This window comes from Streptomyces sp. CA189 (genome assembly GCF_056428985.1).
This window is the reverse complement of record NZ_JBWJVM010000047.1, coordinates 1-20131: the sequence shown is the minus strand read 5'-3', so window position 1 is coordinate 20131 and position 20131 is coordinate 1. Positions and strand designations below refer to the sequence as shown.

16 protein-coding genes are annotated in these 20131 nt (G+C 72.3%); 7 read left to right on the top strand and 9 right to left on the bottom strand.

The genetic code is table 11. The annotated features are described in order from the left end of the window. Positions 1 to 8: 8 nt before the first annotated feature. Complete coding sequence (locus AC061S_RS28765) at positions 9 to 1298, top strand: citrate synthase (RefSeq protein WP_243335006.1); 1290 nt, start codon at positions 9 to 11, stop codon at positions 1296 to 1298. Between the two features lie 293 nt (positions 1299 to 1591). Here AC061S_RS28765 and AC061S_RS28760 read toward each other — a convergent pair whose 3' ends face one another. After that, positions 1592 to 3883, bottom strand: a complete 2292-nt coding sequence (locus tag AC061S_RS28760) for a heavy metal translocating P-type ATPase (RefSeq protein ID WP_478688797.1) — start codon at positions 3881 to 3883, stop codon at positions 1592 to 1594. Between the two features lie 99 nt (positions 3884 to 3982). Continuing rightward, positions 3983 to 4216, bottom strand: coding sequence for a heavy-metal-associated domain-containing protein (locus AC061S_RS28755; protein WP_266908685.1), 234 nt, complete (start codon positions 4214 to 4216; stop codon positions 3983 to 3985). Between the two features lie 175 nt (positions 4217 to 4391). Here AC061S_RS28755 and AC061S_RS28750 point away from each other — a divergent pair, with 175 nt between their 5' ends. After that, on the top strand, positions 4392 to 5672 hold the full coding sequence (locus tag AC061S_RS28750; protein ID WP_478688830.1) for a cation:proton antiporter: 1281 nt from the start codon (positions 4392 to 4394) through the stop codon (positions 5670 to 5672). Here AC061S_RS28750 and AC061S_RS28745 read toward each other — a convergent pair. Beyond that, positions 5650 to 6393: a TetR/AcrR family transcriptional regulator gene (locus AC061S_RS28745; protein ID WP_478688796.1), complete on the bottom strand. Its 744-nt coding sequence runs from the start codon at positions 6391 to 6393 to the stop codon at positions 5650 to 5652. The two genes, AC061S_RS28750 and AC061S_RS28745, sit on opposite strands and share 23 nt — an antisense overlap. Before the next feature lie 141 nt (positions 6394 to 6534). Between AC061S_RS28745 and AC061S_RS28740 the strand changes: the two genes are divergently transcribed. Continuing rightward, positions 6535 to 8781: an MMPL family transporter gene (locus AC061S_RS28740; RefSeq protein WP_478688795.1), complete on the top strand. Its 2247-nt coding sequence runs from the start codon at positions 6535 to 6537 to the stop codon at positions 8779 to 8781. Positions 8782 to 8825: 44 nt separating this feature from the next. Here the strand turns inward: AC061S_RS28740 and AC061S_RS28735 are convergent, their stop codons facing one another. The 4 genes from AC061S_RS28735 to AC061S_RS28720 all read right to left on the bottom strand — a co-directional run bounded on the left by AC061S_RS28735 (position 8826) and on the right by AC061S_RS28720 (position 11860). Next, the gene (locus AC061S_RS28735; protein ID WP_053674774.1) at positions 8826 to 9026 is read right to left on the bottom strand and encodes a helix-turn-helix transcriptional regulator; all 201 of its coding nucleotides are present in this window, start codon (positions 9024 to 9026) and stop codon (positions 8826 to 8828) included. Positions 9027 to 9285: 259 nt separating this feature from the next. Next, a complete protein-coding gene (locus tag AC061S_RS28730; RefSeq protein ID WP_478688794.1) occupies positions 9286 to 9822 on the bottom strand; it encodes a GNAT family N-acetyltransferase in 537 nt (178 codons plus the stop codon). Between the two features lie 65 nt (positions 9823 to 9887). Continuing rightward, entirely contained in the window at positions 9888 to 10901 is a 1014-nt protein-coding gene (locus AC061S_RS28725) for a Gfo/Idh/MocA family protein (protein WP_478688793.1), read from the bottom strand. Positions 10902 to 10945: 44 nt separating this feature from the next. Next, positions 10946 to 11860, bottom strand: a complete 915-nt coding sequence (locus AC061S_RS28720) for a sugar phosphate isomerase/epimerase family protein (RefSeq protein WP_478688792.1) — start codon at positions 11858 to 11860, stop codon at positions 10946 to 10948. Between the two features lie 66 nt (positions 11861 to 11926). Between AC061S_RS28720 and iolC the strand changes: the two genes are divergently transcribed. From iolC to AC061S_RS28700, 4 genes are all read left to right on the top strand, one after another. Then, positions 11927 to 12931: a 5-dehydro-2-deoxygluconokinase gene (gene iolC, locus AC061S_RS28715; protein WP_478688791.1), complete on the top strand. Its 1005-nt coding sequence runs from the start codon at positions 11927 to 11929 to the stop codon at positions 12929 to 12931. A gap of 418 nt (positions 12932 to 13349) precedes the next feature. Further along, a complete protein-coding gene (gene iolB, locus AC061S_RS28710; RefSeq protein WP_478688790.1) occupies positions 13350 to 14108 on the top strand; it encodes a 5-deoxy-glucuronate isomerase in 759 nt (252 codons plus the stop codon). Then, complete coding sequence (gene iolD / locus AC061S_RS28705; RefSeq protein WP_478688789.1) at positions 14003 to 15991, top strand: 3D-(3,5/4)-trihydroxycyclohexane-1,2-dione acylhydrolase (decyclizing); 1989 nt, start codon at positions 14003 to 14005, stop codon at positions 15989 to 15991. Before iolB ends, iolD begins: the two co-directional genes overlap by 106 nt. Positions 15992 to 16002: 11 nt before the next feature. Then, positions 16003 to 17502 (top strand): CoA-acylating methylmalonate-semialdehyde dehydrogenase, encoded by a 1500-nt coding sequence (locus AC061S_RS28700; protein ID WP_478688788.1) that lies wholly within the window; start codon positions 16003 to 16005, stop codon positions 17500 to 17502. A 211-nt stretch (positions 17503 to 17713) separates the two neighbouring features. Here AC061S_RS28700 and AC061S_RS28695 read toward each other — a convergent pair whose 3' ends face one another. Further along, on the bottom strand, positions 17714 to 18928 hold the full coding sequence (locus tag AC061S_RS28695; protein WP_478688787.1) for a hypothetical protein: 1215 nt from the start codon (positions 18926 to 18928) through the stop codon (positions 17714 to 17716). 74 nt (positions 18929 to 19002) lie between these two features. Next, positions 19003 to 20131, bottom strand: a 1129-nt coding sequence (locus AC061S_RS28690) for a hypothetical protein (RefSeq protein ID WP_478688786.1), incomplete at its 5' end; no start/stop codon positions are given.

Below are 20131 nucleotides of genomic sequence, written 5' to 3'. Positions count from 1 at the left end.
GGGATGACGTGAGCGACAACTCTGTAGTACTGCGGTACGCGGACGGTGAATACACCTACCCGGTGGTCGAGAGCACCGTCGGTGACCAGGGCTTCGACATCTCGAAGCTCAGGGCTCAGACCGGGCTGGTCACCCTGGACAGCGGCTACGGAAACACCGCCGCCTATAAGTCCGCCATTACTTATCTCGACGGTGAGCAGGGCATCCTGCGCTACCGCGGTTACCCGATCGAGCAGCTGGCGGAGCGCTCGACCTTCATCGAGGTCGCCTACCTGCTGATCAACGGGGAGCTGCCGACCGTCGACCAGCTCGCGTCGTTCCGCAACGAGATCACCCAGCACACGCTGCTGCACGAGGACGTCAAGCGCTTCTACGACGGCTTCCCGCGCGACGCGCACCCGATGGCGATGCTGTCCTCCGTGGTCAGCGCGCTGTCGACGTTCTACCAGGACAGCCACAACCCGTTCGACGAGAAGCAGCGCAACCTCTCGACGATCCGGCTGCTGGCCAAGCTCCCGACGATCGCGGCGTACGCGTACAAGAAGTCCGTCGGCCACCCGGTGGTCTACCCGCGCAACGACCTCGGCTACGTCGAGAACTTCCTGCGCATGACCTTCTCGGTGCCGGCCCAGGAGTACGACCTGGACCCGGTCGTGGTCGCCGCGCTCGACAAGCTGCTGATCCTGCACGCGGACCACGAGCAGAACTGTTCGACCTCCACCGTGCGCCTGGTCGGCTCCTCGCAGGCGAACATGTTCGCCTCGATCTCCGCCGGCATCTCGGCCCTGTGGGGTCCGCTGCACGGTGGCGCCAACCAGTCGGTTCTGGAGATGCTCGAAGGCATCAAGAACGACGGCGGCGACGTCGACGCCTTCATCCGCAAGGTGAAGAACAAGGAAGACGGCGTCCGCCTGATGGGCTTCGGGCACCGCGTCTACAAGAGCTTCGACCCCCGGGCGAAGATCATCAAGGCGGCGGCGCACGATGTCCTCTCGGCGCTCGGCAAGGACGACGAGCTCCTCGACATCGCCCTGAAGCTGGAAGAGCACGCGCTGGCCGACGAGTACTTCGTCGAGCGCAACCTCTACCCGAACGTCGACTTCTACACCGGCTTGATCTACCGGGCCATGGGCTTCCCGACCGAGATGTTCACCGTGCTCTTCGCGATCGGCCGGCTGCCCGGCTGGATCGCCCAGTGGCACGAGATGATCAAGGAGCCCGGGTCCCGCATCGGCCGCCCGCGCCAGATCTACACCGGCGAGGTCCTGCGCGACTTCGTTCCGGTCGAGTCCCGCTGACCCGAGGGTCGAGCCGCAGTACCCGCAGGACTCGTAGAACGCTCAAAACAGGAAAAGCGCCCCGCCATCGATCCCCCCACGGGTCGAAGGTCGGGGCGCTTTCCTTACCCCGGAACGGATTCCCCCCACGGGACCCGGACCGGGTGTCTGCGTGCCGAGGCAACGTGTAGTCATCCCAACACGTTTCCGGCATCGCCCCATTAGACCCACGGGGCCGCCCGATGGTTACGTTGGGATCGCTGTGATCTGCGTCTCGTGTGAAGGGGATGTGCGTGAGACGTGAAGGGTGATCACTAGCGGAAGGAGCGCAGCCGCAGGCTGTTGGTGACCACGAAGACCGAGGAGAAGGCCATCGCGGCCCCCGCGATCATCGGGTTGAGCAGTCCGGCGGCGGCCAGCGGCAGCGCCGCGACGTTGTAGCCGAAGGCCCAGAAGAGGTTGCCCTTGATGGTGGCCAGGGTCCGGCGCGAGAGCCGGATCGCGTCCGCCGCGACCCGCAAGTCGCCCCGTACGAGGGTCAGATCGCTCGCCTCGATCGCCGCGTCGGTGCCGGTGCCCATGGCCAGGCCCAGGTCGGCCTGGGCCAGCGCGGCCGCGTCGTTGACCCCGTCGCCGACCATGGCGACCGTACGGCCCTCTGCCTGGAGCCGGCGGACGACGTCGACCTTGTCCTGCGGGAGGACCTCGGCGATGACCTCGTCGATGCCCACCGCACGGGCCACCGTTTCCGCGACGGCCCGGTTGTCTCCGGTCAGCAGGACCGGGGTCAGACCCAGCGCCCGCAGCCGGGACACGGCCTCTGCGCTGGTCTCCTTGACCGCGTCGGCCACGGTCAGCACCCCGCGGGCCTCCCCGTCCCAGGCGACCAGGACGGCGGTGGAACCCTCGGTCTCGGCGGCGGCCTTGGCCTCGGCGAGGGCGGCGGGCAGTGTGATCGACCAGTCGGCGAGCAGCTTCTCGCGGCCCACCAGGACGGCGTGTCCGTCGACCACGCCCTGGACGCCGAGGCCGCCGTGGTTCTCGAAGCCCTCGGGGATCGACAGGCCTTCGGCGAGGTCCGCGGCCGCTGCGGCGACGGCCCGGGCGATCGGGTGCTCGGAGGCGTGCTCCAGGGACCCGGCCAGGCGCAGCAGTTCGGTCGGGTCCACGCCCTCGGCGGGGTGGGTGCCGATCAGGGTCATCCGGCCGGTGGTGACGGTGCCGGTCTTGTCCAGGACGACGGTGTCCACGCGGCGGGTGGACTCCAGCACCTCGGGGCCCTTGATCAGGATGCCGAGCTGCGCGCCCCGGCCGGTGCCGACCATCAGCGCGGTCGGGGTGGCCAGGCCCAGGGCGCAGGGGCAGGCGATGATCAGGACGGCCACGGCGGCCGTGAAGGCGGCCGTCGGGTCGTCGGTGATCAGCAGCCAGGTGACCCAGGTGCCCAGGGCCAGTACGAGCACGATCGGTACGAAGATCCCGGAGATCCGGTCGGCGAGGCGCTGGACCTCGGCCTTGCCGTTCTGCGCGTTCTCGACCAGCTTGGCCATCCGGGCGAGCTGGGTGTCCGAGCCGACGCGGGTGGCCTCGACGACGAGGCGCCCCGAGGTGTTGACGGTGGCTCCGGTGACGGTGTCGCCCACGGTGACCTCGACCGGGACGGATTCACCGGTCAGCATCGCGGCGTCCACGGCGGAGCTGCCCTCGACGACCGTGCCGTCGGTGGCGATCTTCTCGCCGGGCCGGACGAGGAAGCGGTCACCCACCGCGAGCGCGCTCACGGGGATCCGTACCTCGGTCCCGTCGCGCAGGACCGCCACGTCCTTGGCGCCGAGCCGCATGAGGGCCTTGAGGGCCGCGCCGGCCTTCCGCTTGGAGCGGGCCTCCAGGTACCGGCCGAGCAGGATGAAGCTGACGACTCCGGCCGCCACCTCCAGGTAGATCGCCGAGGAGCCGTCCGTACGGGAGATCGTGAAGTTGAAGCCGTGCCGCATGCCGGGCATTCCGGCGTGGCCGAAGAACAGGGCCCACAGCGACCAGGCGAAGGCGGCCCCGGTACCCACCGAGACCAGGGTGTCCATGGTCGCGGCGCCGTGCCGGGCGTTGGTCCAGGCGGCCTTGTGGAAGGGGAGGGCGCCCCAGACGACGACGGGGGAGGCGAGGGTCAGCGAGAGCCACTGCCAGTTGTCGAACTGGAGGGCCGGGACCATCGCGAGCAGGACGACGGGCAGCGAGAGCGCCACGGAGACCAGGAGGCGTTGGCGCAGCGCGGCCAGTTCGGGGTCGCGCGCTTCCTGGGGCGCGGCGTCCTGAGCCTCGGATCCGGGCTCGGGCTCCGGCGGCGGGGGCTCCTCGGCGGTGTAGCCGGTCTTGACGACCGTCGCGATGAGGTCGGCGACCTGCATGTCGGCGCCATACGAGACCTTGGCCTTCTCGGTGGCGTAGTTCACCGAGGCGGTGACCCCGTCCATCCGGTTCAGCTTCTTCTCGATGCGGGCCGCGCAGGAGGCGCAGGTCATCCCGCCGATGGTCAGCTCGACCTCGGCCGTGGGCGCGGCCGCGCCGGCCGCCGCTATGGGTCCGTCGTGCACTGTGCTGCTGCTCATGTTCCGGCTCCAGGGGGAGGGCCGGGCCGTACGGAACCAGTATGAGCTGGCCGGTACGGCCCGGCGGGGTGCTGCGGGGTACTGCCGAAGAGGAGGTGCTCAGGCCTGGCCGGCGAACTCGTAGCCGGCCTCGTCGACGGCGGCGCGTACAGCGGCCTCGTCGAGCGGGGCGGCCGACACCACGGTGACCTCGCCGGTCGCGGCGACGGCCTTGACCGAGCTGACGCCCGCCAGGGCGGAGAGCTCGGTGGTCACCGCGCCCTCGCAGTGCCCGCAGGTCATGCCGGTCACCCGGTAGACGGTGGTGGTCTGGGTGTCCGTGTCGGCGCTCATGTCGTTCTCCTCTTCAAGGGCGTTTCCGGGCGGCCGGAAGACGGCGGATCGCTCGTGGAGAGTCCACCGTTCATACCGACACTTCGAGACTATACCCCTAGGGGGTATCGACGCGACTATTCGACGAGATCTTTTGCGGTGGACAATCGTCGTGAAGCGTATGTAAATGGCACACATGGCGCACTCGGGGACCACTCTCATCCTGATCATGTCGATCGCAGTGCTCGCGCCCCTGCTCGCGTACGGGGTCTCGCGCTGGCTCCCCGTTCCGCTGGTGATCTTCGAGATCGTCCTCGGCGTCCTGGTCGGGCCCGACGTCCTCGGCTGGGCACACTCCACCGAGGTCATCGACGTACTCAGCGAGCTCGGCCTCGCGATGCTGATCTTCCTGGCCGGTTACGAGATCCAGTTCGCCCAGGTCAAGGGCGACACCCTGAAACGGTCGGTGTGGGCCTGGGTGGCCGCCCTCGCGCTGGGGCTCGGGCTCGGCCTGCTGCTCTCGGGCGGCGGATTCGAGAAGGGCGTCTACATCGGCACCGCGCTCACCAGTACCGCCCTCGGTACGATCCTGCCGGTCCTGAGGGACTCCGGGGACCTCCAGAGCCGGTTCGGCTCGGTGATGATGGCGATGGGCGCGGTCGGCGAGTTCGGGCCGATCATCGCGATGGCGCTGCTGCTCAGCGGCCGGGCGCCGGGGCAGTCGGCGGCGCTGCTGATCGGCTTCGCGGTGCTGACGGCCGCCGCCGTGTTCTGGGCGATGCGGCCCAAGCCGCCGTGGTTCGCCCGGGTCATCTCCAAGACCCTGCACAGCAGCGGTCAGTTCGCGGTGCGCCTGGTCGTGCTGATCCTCGTGGCGTTCCTGGCGCTGTCCGAGGTGCTCGGCCTCGACGTCCTGCTCGGCGCCTTCGCCGCCGGCCTGATCACCCGGCTCGTGCTGCACGGGGCCGCCCCGGAGAGCAGCGAGGCCGTGCTGTCGAAGGTGGAGGCCATGGGCTTCGGCTTCCTGGTACCGCTGTTCTTCGTCGTCACCGGGATCGAGTTCGACCTCGCCGCACTGCTCGGCGGCGGGTGGGCGCTGGTGCTGCTCCCGGTGTTCCTGCTGCTCTTCCTCCTGGTGCGGGGGCTGCCGATGTGGCTGCTGGCCCCCCGGGACCTCGGGCGCCGGGACCGGTCGGCGCTGGTGCTGTTCGGCTCCACGGCGCTGCCGCTGGTGGTGGCGATCACCACCCTGGGCGTGCAGGACGGGAAGCTGGAGTCCGGGGAGGCGGCGGCGCTGGTCGGGGCCGGGATGGTGTCCGTACTCGTCTTCCCGCTGGTGGGGCTGCGGTTGCGGGCGGGGTCCGGTGGCAAGTCCGGCACCGGTGGGCCCGGGTCCGGTGGGCCCGGGAATGGTGGGCCTGGGAATGGTGGGCCCGCGGACGTCGGGAAGATGGTCAGCGAGGAGGAGGCGTGGTGATCATCGGGTCCAGGTAGCGGAACAGGACGGTCTTCAGCTCCGCGACGTACGCGGCCCGTTCGGCCCCCTCGCTGGCCAGGATCAGTTCGAGTGAGCTCTTGACGATCCCGAGCACCATGTGGGCGACGTGGGTGAGCTCGGCGGGGGTGGTGTCCGGATCCGGGTCCGGGGTGACGCAGGCGCGCAGCACCTCCTCGACGCGGGTCAGCATGCCGACGTGCAGCTCATCGTGCTCCTGGGCGATGCCGGGGACGCCGGAGCCGTGCATGAGCGCCCAGAAGGCCGGGTTCTCGCAGTTGAAGGCGATGACCGGGTCCAGGACGGCGTCGAGCAGTTCGGGCAGCGGCCGGTCCAGGTTCTCCGGGAGGAACGCCCGGCCGTGCGCCTCGTGGGCGCGCTGGAGGAGGTGGCCGCCGAGCTCGACGGCGATGGCCTCCTTGTTCGGGAAGAACTGGTAGAGCGTGCCCGGGGAGACGCCGGCCTCGCGGGCGATGGCGTTGGTGCTGGCCGCCGCGTAACCCGTACGGCAGAACACTCCGGCGGCGGCTGCCAGGAGCTGGGCGATCCGGCGCTCACCGCGGGCCTGGCGGCGGCGGGGGGCGGCTTCCGGGGGGCTCTCCGGGGCTGTTCCCGGAGCCTTTCCCGGGGTTGCGCCCAGGGCCGTCTCGGCGGTCGTTTCACCCGCTTTGGCCGCGCTCTTGGCCCGAGAGGTCTGCCGCATGTCCAATCCCTTGCTTCCCGTTGCTTCCCGTGGGTGATTGACAAACACGAGAGGTCGCTCGCATTCTGGAGGAACGCGAGCGACTGCTCGTGTTTGCCAGTCTAAGTGCCCTGGCAATCACGGTGAAGGGGACACCGAGACATGTCCGAAGTCAAGAATCCGCCGTCGCCTGGGGAGGGCGGCCGGTGGACGGGGTTCGTCACCACACGGCCGAGGCTCTCGCTGCTGCTCGCCCTCGTGGTCACGGCCCTGGCCGTCTTCGCCGGCGGCGGCGTGGCCGACCGTCTGGGAAGCGGGGGCTGGGAGGATCCCGGCGCCCGCTCCACCTATGCCACCAAAGCGCTGGAGCGCGAGTTCCCCGGCTCCCAGCCCAATCTGCTGCTGCTCGTCGACGCCGGGGCCGCCGCCGGGACGGCCGGGGTGGACGACCCCGCCGTCGCCGCGGAAGCGGAGCGGCTGACAGCGAGGCTCGCCGCCGAGCAGGGGGTGACCGGCGTGGGCTCGTACTGGCGGACCGCTCTGCCCACCCTGCGCTCCGAGGACGGCCGGCAGGCCCTGATCATCGCCCGGGTGCTCGGCGACGAGAAGGCGGCCAACGCCGTCCTGGACCGCATCGCTCCGAGCTACCGCGGCGCGCACGGACCGGTGAAGGTCTCCCTGGGCGGGCCGGCCGCCGTCCAGCGCGAGGTGACCTCCACCGTCCAGGAGGACCTGCTGCTCGCCGAGCTGATCGCCCTGCCCGTGACGCTCGTCCTGCTCGTCCTCGTCTTCGGCAGCGCCGTCGCGGCCCTGCTGCCCCTCGGGGTCGGCATCGTCGCCGTCCTCGGAACCAATGCCGTGCTGCGCGGACTCACCGAGTTCACCGAGGTCTCCGTCTTCGCGCAGAACCTGACCACCGCCCTCGGGCTCGGACTCGCCGTCGACTACGCCCTGTTCATCGTGCGGAGGTTCCGCGAGGAGCTGGCCGCCGGGCACGACCCGGTGGCGGCCGTCGGGATCACCCTGCGCACCGCCGGGCGGACGGTCCTGTTCTCGGCGCTGACCGTGGCCGTAGCCCTCTCGGCCATGCTCTTCTTCCCGATGTACTTCCTGCGCTCCTTCGCCTACTCCGGAGTCGCGGTGGTCCTGCTCGCCGCGGCGGCCGCGCTCATCCTGCTGCCCGCGGCGCTCGTGCTGCTGGGGGAGCGGGTCAACTCCTTCGACCTGCGCCGGCTGTGGCGCCGGTCCGGGCCGTCCGGGAGCGACCAGGGCCGGGCCGGGGGCGGGCGGGGCTGGGACCGGCTGACCGGTCTGGTGATGCGCCGTGCCCCGGTGTTCGCCGTGGCCACCACGGCCGGACTGCTGCTCCTCGGACTGCCCTTCCTCGGCGTGAAGTTCGGCACCGTGGACGACCGGCAACTGCCGACGACCGCCGAATCGCACGTGGTGCAGCAGCAGATCCGCTCCGGCTTCCCGGGCAGTCCCGGCGGAGCGCTGACCGTACTGACCGAGGGGGCCTCCGGCACCGCCGATCTCGACGCCTACAAGCGGCGGGTGGAAGCCCTGCCCGGCGTGGTGGGGGTGGAAGGGCCGGTGAGTTCGGCCGCCGGCACCGGATACGCCTACTTCTCGGTGCTCACCGAAGGCGAGGAGGTGGGAGAGGAAGCCCAGGACCTCGTGGGCCTGGTCAGGGCGGTGGACGCGCCCTTCGACACCGCCGTGACCGGACAGGCGGCGGTGCTCGTCGACGCCCGTGAGGCCATAGCCGAGAAACTGCCCCTGGCCCTGGCCGTCGTGGTGCTGGCCACGCTGCTCCTGGTCTTCCTGCTCACCGGGAGCCTGCTGATACCCGTCCAGGCCGTGCTGCTCAACGCGCTGAGCCTGACGGCCATGTTCGGGGCGGTGGTGTGGGTGTTCCAGGAAGGCCACCTCTCCGGACTGCTCTCCTTCACCCCGACCGGAGACATCGAGACCACGCTGCCCGTGCTGATGTTCTGCATCGCCTTCGGGCTCTCCATGGACTACGGGGTGTTCCTCATATCCCGGATCAAGGAGGAGTACGACCGGACCGGGGACCACGAGGGCGCGGTGCGCGCCGGGCTGACCCGCACGGGCGGACTGATCACCGCGGCCGCCGTGATCCTGGCGGTGGTGATGGTCGCCATCGGCAGCTCGCGGGTGACCAACACCAAGATGCTGGGCCTGGGGATCGCGCTGGCGGTGCTGATGGACGCGATGGTCGTGCGGAGCCTGCTGGTGCCGGCGGTGATGAAGCTGACCGGGAAGGCCACCTGGTGGGCGCCGGCGCCGCTGCGCAGACTGCACGAGCGCTTCGGGCTGAGCGAGGGGGAGCCGGCGCCGGCCGCCGAGCGGCCCGAGCCCGAGCCGGTGACCGCCGGAAGCCGCTAGCGGACGGGGCCCGGGAGGGTCCCGTCCCTGGACCGGACGCCGTGTCAGTCCTCGCGGCGTCCGCGGTTGCCGGGCCGGCGCGCCACCCAGGCGCGGATGGTATCGGCGTACCAGTAGGGCTTGCCGCCCTCCACGTGGTCGGGTGCGGGCAGCAGCCCGTGCTTGCGGTAGGAGCGCACCGTGTCCGGCTGGACCCGGATGTGAGCGGCGATCTCCTTGTACGACCACAGCTGTCGGTCGCTCATCCTCGACACCTCCTTGTCCACGCCGCGGGGCCGGCCGGGAGGCCGTCGGGGGAGCCGGCGCGTGGACACTGACGATCACTCAGGTTGTGCCGGGGGAACGACGCAGGGTGAGGCCAGGGGAGGGGCTGTCGTCCGCCTGTGACGGAAGACCCGCGTCATGCGGACATGCGTGACACAAGGGCGACGGTCGTGACACCGGTGGCACATGTGGGGCACACCGCGCGGGTGGCACATGTGGGGCGCCCCCTGCGGTGCCGCGTCAAATCGGGAGGGAGAGCAGCCGTACCGGCCCCGGGGGCCAGGGTGCGTCATCGTGCAAGGGGGTGACCATGGTGCGCAGCGGCATGGTCACCACGTGGTCTCCGGGCTGCTGGACGAGGACCTCCTCGTCCAGCGGGTGCCACCCGAGGCGCTCGTACAGTGGCACGAGCGGCGGCCGGCAGAACAGGAGCGCGTGCCGGGGGCCCATCGTGCGCGCGTGGTCGAGTGCGGCCGCGACGACGAGCCGGGCCAGTCCGCGCCCCCGCACGTCCGGTGCGACGGCCACTCCTCCGACGCCCACCACCTCCGTCTCGGCGCCGCCGATGGCGACGGGCAGCCGGAGCAGGCCCGCGTGTGCCAGCAGGCGGTCGCCGTAACCGACGCCGAAGTGCTGCTCCTTGGGAAGCCAGGTCAAGCCGGTGGAGCCCACACCGAAGGGGTCGGCTCCGCCGCCGAGGATCTCGTCCTGCTCCGTCCTCGTGTACCGGGGGAGCCGCATGGCGGTCGGGGCCGCGGAGGGAGGTATCTCGGACATCCCTCCATGATGCCCCTCCTCCGGGACCGGCCGAGGGCGTGCGTCCCGAGGCCGGGGCGGGCGGATCAGCGGTAGAGGGCCGGGCGTTGGGCCAGCGCCACCTCGGTCCGTACGCCGCTGCGCGCCGCGGCGAGGCCCGCCTCGGAGACGGCCGCCGCCGCGTAGCCGTCCCACGCGTCGGGACCGTCCACCCGGCCCAGCGCGGCCGCCGCGACCCAGCGGCGGAGCTGGCGGTCGTAGGCGTCGGCGAACCGCACCGTGAAGTCCTGGTCGATCTCCCCGCCCCACCGGCCCGCCGACTGGACGACCATCGCGTGGCCGTCGCCGATCCGGGCGGTGCCGGAGTCGCCGACCGCCTCGCACTGCACCTGGTAGCCGAAGCCGCAGTTGACGAAGATCTCCACGTCGACCACGGCGCCTCCCGAGGTCTCCATGAGGACGAACCGGGGATCGCGCAGTCCCTCCCGGGCGGCCGCGGCGGGCGTCGGGGAGAACACGGTCACGGCGGTGATCTCCTGGCCCAGCAGCCAGCGGGCCGCGTCCACCTCGTGCACCACCGAATCGCTGATCAGCATGTCGCTGGTGAAGAAGGACGGCGAGGAGGCGTTGCGGTGCCGGCAGTGCAGGAACAGCGGCCGCCCGATGCCGCCCGCGTCGAGCAGTTCCTTGAGCCGCGCGTACTCGGCGTCGTAGCGCCGCATGAAGCCGACCTGGACGAGCCGGCGGCCCAGCCGCGCCTCCGCCTCCATGATCCGCAGCGCGCCCGCAGGATCGGGGGTCAGCGGTTTCTCGCACAGCACCGGCAGCCGCCGCTCCAGCGCGTGCAGGATCGCTTCCTCATGGGCGGGCCCGGGCGAGGCGATCAGTACGGCGTCCACCCCGGGCGCCGCTATCGCGGCCGCCGGATCGGTGTGCGCGCTCGCCCCCTCCAGACCGGCCGCGACCTCCTTGACCCGGTCCCCGTCCGGGTCGGCCACGGCCACCACCCGGGCCCCGCCGACCGTCCGGCCGAAGCGGCGGACGTGGTCGGAGCCCATCTTCCCGGTACCGATGACGGCGATGCCGAGCGTGCTGGTCATGTTCTGTATCCTCCACGAGGGTTCGTACGGCCTGGGGACGCGGTTCAGCGGGCGCCGCAGGAGCGCAGGTGGGCGCGGGTGCGGCGGGCGATCGGCAGCGGCTGGTCGGGCGGGCACGGATACATGTCCTGTTCCACGATGGCGAACAGGTCCACGCCGAGCCGCTCGGCGGCCGCCAGCACCGGTTCCAGCGCGGGCACCCCCGCCGGCGGCTCGCACATCACCCCGCGGGCCACGGCCGGCCCGAAAGGGACCTGGTCCCGGACGACTTCGGCGAGGATCCGCGGATCGACCTGCTTGAGGTGCAGGTAGCCGATCCGCTCGCCGAAGGTCTCGATCGCCCGGACGCTGTCCCCGCCGCAGTACGCGTAGTGCCCGGTGTCCAGGCAGAGGGAGACCAGCGCGGGATCGGTGGCGTTGAGGAAGCGCGCCACGTTCTCGGGGGTGTCGATGTGCGTGTCCGCGTGCGGGTGGACGACGATCCGCAGCCCGTACTCGTCCTGGACCCGCTTCCCCAGCCGCTCGGTCTGTGTGGTCAGTTCGCGCCAGCCCCCGGGGGTGAGGGTGCGGTCCTCCAGCACCTCGCCGGTCTTGTCGTCCCGCCAGAAGGACGGGATCACGACGAGGTGCGCCGCGCCCATGGCCCGGGTGAGCTCCGCGATCCGCGACACGTGAGCCCAGGTGTCCTCCCACACGGCGGGCCCGTGATGGAGTCCGGTGAAGACGGTTCCCGCGGAGACCCGCAGGCCGCGCGCCCCGATCTCGTCGGCGAGCCGGACGGGATCGGTGGGGAGATAGCCGTAGGGACCGAGCTCGATCCACTCGTACCCGGCTTCGGCGACCTCGTCGAGGAACCGCTCCCACGGGGTCTGCCGGGGATCGTCGGGGAACCAGACCCCCCAGGAGTCCGGAGCCGAACCGACGCGGATACGGGTCAACGCGGGTGGTGAGGACGTCATACGGCCACCTTAGGGTGCGAGGCTCTTGGGTACGGGGAGCACTCGGTCGGGAGGAATGGTGTGGTGATGGCTGCGGATCCGTTGGCGTTCGACCTGATCACGATGGGGCGGATCGGGGTGGATCTCTACCCCCTGAAGACGGGCGTACCGCTCGGCGAGGCGGACACCTTCGGGAAGTTCCTGGGGGGTTCCCCGGCCAACGTCGCCGTCGCTGCGGCCCGGCTGGGCCGGCGGACGGCGGTGATCACCCGGACCGGCGCGGACCCCTTCGGCGCGTATCTCCGCGCGGAGCTGCGCGGGTTCGGGGTGGACGACCGGTGGGCCGGGGAGGTGGCGGCCTATCCGACGCCGGTGACCTTCTGCGAGATCTTCCCGCCGGACGACTTCCCGCTGTACTTCTACCGCCACCCGAAGGCGCCCGACCTGGAGATCGCCGCGGACGAGCTCGACCTCGACGCGGTGCGGGCGGCGCGAGTGTTCTGGATGACCGGTACGGGGCTCAGCGCGGAGCCGAGCCGGACGGCCACCCTGGCCGCGCTGGAGGCGCGTGGCAGGAGCCCGTTGACGGTGTTCGACCTGGACTGGCGGCCCATGCTGTGGCCCTCCGGGGACGGGGCCGGGTCCGGGGCCGGATCCGAGGACGGGGACGCCGGGCCGGGGGAGTGGTACCGCCGGGCGCTGTCCCTCGCCACGGTGGCCGTGGGCAACGCCGAGGAGTGCGCGATCGCCACCGGCGAGACCGAACCGTACGCGGCCGCGCGGGCCCTGCTCGGCGCCGGAGTGGAGCTGGCGGTGGTCAAGCGGGGCCCGGCGGGGGTCCTGGCCGTCCACCGCGACGGGACGGTGGCGGAGCTCCCTCCGGTACCGGTGACGGTCGTCAACGGGCTGGGCGCCGGAGACGCCTTCGGCGGGGCCCTGTGCCACGGGCTGCTCGCGGGATGGGAGTTGAGGCGGGTGATCGGCTATGCGAACGCGGCCGGGGCGATCGTGGCCTCGCGGCTGGCGTGCTCGACGGCGATGCCGTTCGGAGAGGAAGTGGAGGAGGTGCTCGGCCGTGCCGGTGGTGTCTGAGTGGGCGATGGAGTGGACGGGGCTGCGCGTGCTCGACCTCGCGCCGGGGGAGGTGTACGCGCACGCGTGCGGGGAGTCGGAGTGGATCGTGCTCCCCCTGGCAGGCGGCTGCGAGGTCCGCTGCGCGGAGCCGTTCCCCTCCCCGCCCCTTCCCGGAACTGGTGGCTCCGCCCCCAGCCCCCCGTCCCGGGGCTCCGCCCCGGCCCCGGCGGGGGCTCCGCCCCCGTACCCCCGCGCCTCAAACGCCGGCGAGGCTGGAGTTGCCCCGGGCGCCTCAAACGCCGGCGGGGCCGCACGCGCCCCTAGCGCCGGCGAGGCTGCCCGCGCCCCCAGTGCCGGCGAGGCTGCCCGCGCGCCCAGTGCCGGCGAGGCCGGAGGTGCACCCCGCGCCTCAGGTCGCACGGTGCGCCACGCGCACGTGCCGGCTGACGCCGGTGAAAATCCAGCCACTCCGGCGTTTGAGGAGCGGGGTCCGGGGCGGCGCCCCGGGAGCGGAGCGCGGGTTTTCCGACTGCGGGGGCGCCGCGGGGTGTTCGACGGCCCCACCGACTTCGCCTACCTCCCCCGGGACGGCCACGCCGAGGTCACCTCCGCCGGCGGCGGCCGCTTCGCGCTCGTCGGCGCCCGCTGCGAGCAGCGCCTCCCCGCCCGGTACGGGCCCGCCGCCGAGGTGCCCGTAGAGCTCCGCGGAGCCGGACAGTGCTCCCGCCAGGTCAACAACTTCGCCGCCGCCGGCGTCTTCGACTGCGACCGGCTCATCGCCGTGGAGGTGCTGACCCCCGGCGGCAACTGGTCCTCGTACCCGCCCCACAAGCACGACGAGCACCACCCCGGCGTGGAATCCCGGCTGGAGGAGATCTACTACTACGAGATCGCCCCGCACGGGGACACACCCGGCCTCGGCTATCAGCGTGTCAGCCCCTCCCCGGCGGGGAAGACCGACATCCTCACCGAGGTGAGGACCGGCGACGCGGTCCTCATCCCGGACGGCTGGCACGGCCCCTCCATCGCCGCGCCAGGCCACGACATGTACTACCTCAACGTCATGGCGGGACCCGGCGCCACCCGGGAATGGCTCATCCGGGACCACCCCGACCACGGGTGGATCCGCTCCACCTGGACCGGCCGGGACGTCGACCCCCGGCTGCCCTTCCACCGAGCGGAGGACCCCGCGTGAGCACATCGCAGACCGTCCGGCTCACCGTCGCGCAGGCCCTCGTCCGGTTCCTCGCCCGGCAGTACACCGAGCGCGACGGACACCGCCGGCGCCTGATCGCCGCCACCTGGGGGATCTTCGGTCACGGGAACGTCGCCGGCATCGGCCAGGCCCTGCTGGAGAGCGGCCGTGAGGAGATGCCCTTCCTGCAGGGCCGCAACGAGCAGGCCATGGTGCACGCCGCCGTCGGGTACGCCCGGCAGAGCGGGCGGCTGTCCGCGCACGCCGTCACCACCTCCATCGGCCCGGGCGCCACCAACCTCGTCACCGGGGCCGCCCTCGCCACCATCAACCGGATCCCGGTGCTCCTGCTGCCCGGGGACGCCTTCGCGACCCGTCCCGCCGACCCCGTGCTCCAGCAGCTGGAGGTCCCCCATGCGGGTGATGTCTCCGTCAACGACACCCTGCGCCCCGTCTCCCGCCACTTCGACCGCGTCACCCGTCCCGAAGCCCTGATCCCCGCCGCCCTGCAGGCCGTACGGGTCCTCACCGACCCGGTGAGCACCGGCGCCGTCACCCTCGCGCTGCCGCAGGACGTACAGGCCGAGGCGTACGACTGGCCCGCGGAGTTCTTCGCCGAGCGGGTGTGGGGCGTACGCCGGCCCCGCCCCGACCGGACCGAGCTGGCGGCGGCCGCCCGGGCCGTAAGGGGCTCCGCGCGGCCGCTGATCATCGCCGGCGGCGGGATTCGGCACAGCGCGGCGGGGGCGGCGCTGGCGGAGTTCGCCGAGGCCACCGGGATCCCGGTGGCCTCGACCCAGGCGGGCAAGGGGGCCCTGCCCTGGGACCACCCCGCCGACGTGGGCGGGATCGGTCACACCGGCACCGCCACCGCCGACGCACTGGCCCGCGAAGCCGATCTGGTGATCGCCGCGGGGACCCGGCTCACCGATTTCACCACCGCCTCCGCGACACTGTTCCAGCACCCCGGCGTGCGGTTCCTCGGGCTCAACCTCGACCCGTACGACGCCCACAAACTCGCCGCCCGCCCCCTGGTCTGCGATGCGCGGGCGGGCCTGGAGGAACTCTCGGCCGAGGTCGCCGGGTACAGGGTGGACCCCCCGTACGAGGCGGCGTACAAAGAAGGGAAGAGGGTGTGGGAGCGGCTGGTCGACCGGGCCTACGCGGCTCCCGACGAGGACGCCGTCCCGACGCAGGCACAGGTGCTGGGTCTGCTGGACGGCCTCGTCGACGGTGACGACATCCTGATCAATGCCGCCGGCTCGCTCCCCGGGGACCTGCACAAGCTGTGGCGGGCCCGCTCCGCGGACCAGTACCACGTCGAATACGGGTACTCCTGCATGGGCTACGAGATCCCCGCCGCGATCGGCACCGCACTGGCCGCCCCCGGCCGGCCCGTGTGGGCGCTGGTCGGCGACGGGACGTACCTGATGAATCCGACCGAGATCGTCACCGCGGTGCAGGAGGGGATCCCGGTCAGGCTGGTGATCCTCGACAACCACGGGTACGCCTCGATCGGCGGCCTCTCGGACGCGGTGGGCGCCGAGGGGTTCGGTACCGCCTACCGCTTCCGGGCGGTGGACGGTTCGTACAGCGGTGCACCCCTGCCGCTGGACCTGGCGGCCAACGCGGCCTCTCTCGGGATGACCGTAATTCGCCCCCGCACCATCGGTGACCTGCGCAAAGCCCTCTCCGAGGCGCGCGCGGCGGACCGTCCCACATGTGTCTACGCGCAGACCCGAACACCCGACACAGTGTCGGGCCCGCCCCCCGCACAGGCGTGGTGGGATGTCCCTGTGGCCGAGACCGCGACCCGTGCGTCGGCGGCCCAGGCCCGTGAAGAGTACGACCGGCAAGCCGCGCAGCGACGTCGCCATCTGTGAAGGAGTTAGGCATGAAGACCGTCAACCACTGGATCGGTGGCAAGACCGTCGAGGGCGCGTCGGGCAACTACGGCCCGGTCACCGACCCGGCCACCGGCGAGGTCACCACGCAGGTCGCCCTCGCGTCCGCCGACGAGGTCGACGCGGCCGTACAGGTCGCCAAGGAGGCGTTCCTCTCCTGGGGGCAGTCCTCGCTGGCCGCCCGCACCAAGGTGCTGTTCGCCTACCGCGCCCTGCTGGACGCCAACCGCGACGCGATCGCCGACCTGATCGTCGCCGAGCACGGCAAGGTGCACTCGGACGCGCTGGGCGAGGTCGCCCGCGGCCTGGAGATCGTCGAGTTGGCCTGCGGGATCACCGTGCAGCTCAAGGGCGAGCTGTCCACCTCGGTGTCCAGCCGCGTGGACGTCTCCTCGATCCGCCAGCCGATCGGCGTGGTCGCGGGCATCACCCCGTTCAACTTCCCGGCGATGGTGCCGATGTGGATGTTCCCGCTGGCCGTGGCCTGCGGCAACACCTTCATCCTCAAGCCGAGCGAGAAGGATCCCTCGGCCTCCACGCTGCTCGCCCAGCTCGCGAGCCAGGCCGGTCTGCCGGCGGGCGTGCTGAACGTGGTCCACGGTGACAAGGTCGCCGTCGACGCGCTCCTCGCGCACCCCGACATCGCGGCCGTCTCCTTCGTGGGCTCGACCCCGATCGCCCGCCACATCCACACCACCGCCTCCGCCAACGGCAAGCGCGTACAGGCCCTGGGCGGCGCCAAGAACCACATGCTGGTGCTGCCGGACGCCGACCTGGACGCCGCCGCCGACGCGGCCGTCTCGGCCGCCTACGGCTCGGCCGGCGAGCGCTGCATGGCCATCTCCGCGGTCGTGGCCGTCGGCTCCATCGGCGACACCCTCGTGGAGAAGATCCGCGAGCGCGCCGAGAAGATCAAGATCGGCCCCGGCAACGATCCGACCTCCGAGATGGGCCCGCTGATCACCGCCGCCCACCGCGACAAGGTCGCCTCGTACGTGACGGGCGCGGCCGCGCAGGGCGCCGACGTGGTCCTGGACGGCACCGGCTACACGGTGGAGGGCAACGAGAACGGCCACTGGATCGGCCTCTCGCTGCTGGACAACGTCAAGACCGACTCCGACGCCTACCGCGACGAGATCTTCGGCCCGGTCCTGTGCGTGCTGCGCGTCGAGACCTACGAGGAGGGCGTGGCGCTCATGAACGCCTCGCCGTTCGGCAACGGCACCGCCATCTTCACCCGCGACGGCGGCGCAGCCCGCCGCTTCCAGCTGGAGATCGAGGCGGGCATGGTCGGCGTCAACGTGCCGATCCCGGTGCCGGTGGGCTACCACTCCTTCGGTGGCTGGAAGGACTCGCTCTTCGGCGACCACCACATCTACGGCAACGACGGCACCCACTTCTACACCCGGGGCAAGGTCGTCACGACCCGCTGGCCGGACCCGTCCGACGCCCCGGCCGGCGTGGACCTCGGGTTCCCGCGGAACCACTGACGGGAGTCCCCGGCGGCAGCTCTCCGGCCGAGGGGTCCTCGCGCGGCCCCCTCGGCCGGAGCTCCCGGGCTCGGCCTCCGTCCGGCGTCCCCGGCCGGAGCCCCGTCCGGCCGCACGCCTCGTAAGGCCGCTCGCCTCGTAAGACCGCTCGCCCCCCGCAACCCTCACCGCGGGGGGCGAGCCCGTTTCCGGCGGGGCTTTCCGGCCGGGCTCAGAGCAGCGACCAGACGTCCGCCGTCGCCGTCCTCGACCAGACGGGGTCGCCGTGCCCGTAGCCCGGGACGACGGTGAAGCGGACCCGCCGGTTGCCGCCCGCCCGGATCAGCCGGGGGCCGCGCGTGTGGTCGCCGCGGCCCAGCTCCGTGTTGATCCACACCACTTCGGCGGAGATCCGCTCCCAGTCGATCGCGTACGTCTTCTCGTCGCCCGCCCAGACCGCGGCCAGGTCCCGCGCCAGGGCGGCCGGGATCAGCCCGCTGCCCAGGGCGTCGGTGGCCGCGTGCCAGGTGGCGAGCGGGGTGTGGGTGAGGCTGAAGCGGTCCTCGGCCGGGGTGGCTCCGAAGACGTACGAGCCCGCGGCCTGGCCCTGGGTGTGGATCCAGTCCGCCGGGCCGGGCAGCCGGGAGGTGCGGACCAGCACGAAATGGGCGAGCCCGGCGTTGGTGAAGCGGAGCCGGGGGTCCGGGGGCCAGGGGACCTCCGAGGGGCCCGCCGGGTCGGTGACGGCCCGGGCGACCAGCGCCTTCAGGCCCGGGTCCACGGCGTACGCGCCCCCCGCGAGCCCGGCCTCGTACGCGTCCCGGGTCTGGGCCGCCCGTACGGCCAGGTCGCCGGAGTAGGGGCCCGTCGTGTCCAGGGCCACCACCCGGGTCAGGCGGGGCGAGTCGTCGTGCGCGGCCGCGTCCAGGGCGAGCAGGGCCCCGGCGGAGTGGCCGACGTACTGGTACGGCAGCCCGAGCGCCCCGTCCAGCGCCTCCACGACCGCGGCCAGATCCCGGCGGTGCGCCGCGAGCCCCGGGTCGGGGCCGATGTCCTCGGCGGTCGCGGCGTCCTCGCGCGGGGTGACGCCGACGACGAGCAGGCCCTCGCGGCGCAGCCGGTGGGCGAGGTTCAGGTGGGACGGGGTGAAGAAGCCCGCGCAGAAGTTCAGGCCGCCGCCCGGCAGGAGGTACGCGATCCCGCGCGGGACCCGCCGGGTGTCCGCGACCACGTCCACCGTGACCGGGGCCGGACCGCCGTCGTCGAGCGGGAGCGTGAGCCGGATCCAGCCGTCCCCCGGGACGTACACCGCGGTGCCGGTGCCCAGGGTCCGCTCGACGAGGGTCAGCAGCCCGATCCCCGCGTCGACGGGATCCGCGGGCCGGCCTGCGGGGACGGTTCCGTGCGCGGGCCGGCCGGGCTCCGCTTCGCCGTGCTGTCGTGCCATGTGTGGTGCCTCCGGGCGCCTGCCCCTGCCCGGGGATGGCCGAATGCCGTCCCCCTGGGGGACACCTTTGCCGATCAGCGCACTTCAGCCAAGTCCGGTGCCGGTTCCGGCTGTTCGGAGGCGGCGGCTCCGCGGCGCCGGCGCAGCACCCGGGCGGCGATGGCGGCACCGACCAGCACCAGGAGGGCGCCGAGCGCGGTCCACGGCACGGCGAGGAACTCCGTGGAGGAGGAGGAAACGAGGTCGGGGTAGGCCGAGGCGCCGGCGGTGATGTCGACGGTGACCCAGTCGGACTGGGGCGCGTCCGCCCACTCCTCGGTCAGCTCGATCCGCTGGCCCGGCAGCAGGACGATCTTCAGCTCGCGGGCCGGCCGGTCCAGCACCCGGCGGCCGAACAGCCCCTCGGCGGAGACGGCGACCTTCGGCTCGACGACCACGTTGCCCCGGTTGACCAGGGAGTACGTGATCTTGGCGCGGGCGTCCTTGGCCCAGGGCAGCAGCGGCGCCGCCCGGCTGACCTTCACGTCCTCCACGCTCAGCCCCGGGGTCACCGGCCCCGGGACCCGGAAGTACAGCCGGGCGCCGACCTGGCGCTTCACCCCGACCTGGACCTTGCCCTCCTGCTGGATCCCCTCCACGGCGGTGTTGAGGGCGACGATCCCGCCCACGTGGTCACCGGGCGTCGCGTCCGCCGGGACCTTCACGGAGAACGGGATGTCCTTGCGGCCCTTGGGCGGCACGGTGACGGTGCTCTTGGTCTCGGGCGGCAGCGCGACCCACGTGCCCAGGTCCTTGGGCTTCGTCTCCACCGGCAGCAGCGCGAAGCCGCCGCCCACCGGGGTGTTGACGGCGTCCGTGGCGAATATCTGGAACGTCAGCTCCTTGTCGGAGGAGTTCACGATCGTCGCGCTGTCGCTGATGGTGGTGCCGGCCTCGCCCTGGTGGAAGAAGTACGCGCGGTCGGTCATCGCCGCACCGGCCGGGGGTGTCGGGAAGACGCCCCAGGTGCCGTTGTCCGCGGCCGTCGCGGGGAGGGCGGGGAGCAGCAGGGCGGCGAGGCCGAGGAGCAGGCCGAGGAGGAGGGTGCGGGTGCGCATGGGCGGTTCTCCAGTCGGGCCGGACGGGGAGGGGGTGAGCTGGGGGATCGCGGGGGGAGGGGTGGTGCGCGGAAGGGTGGTGCGCGGAAGGGTGGTGGGGGGGCCG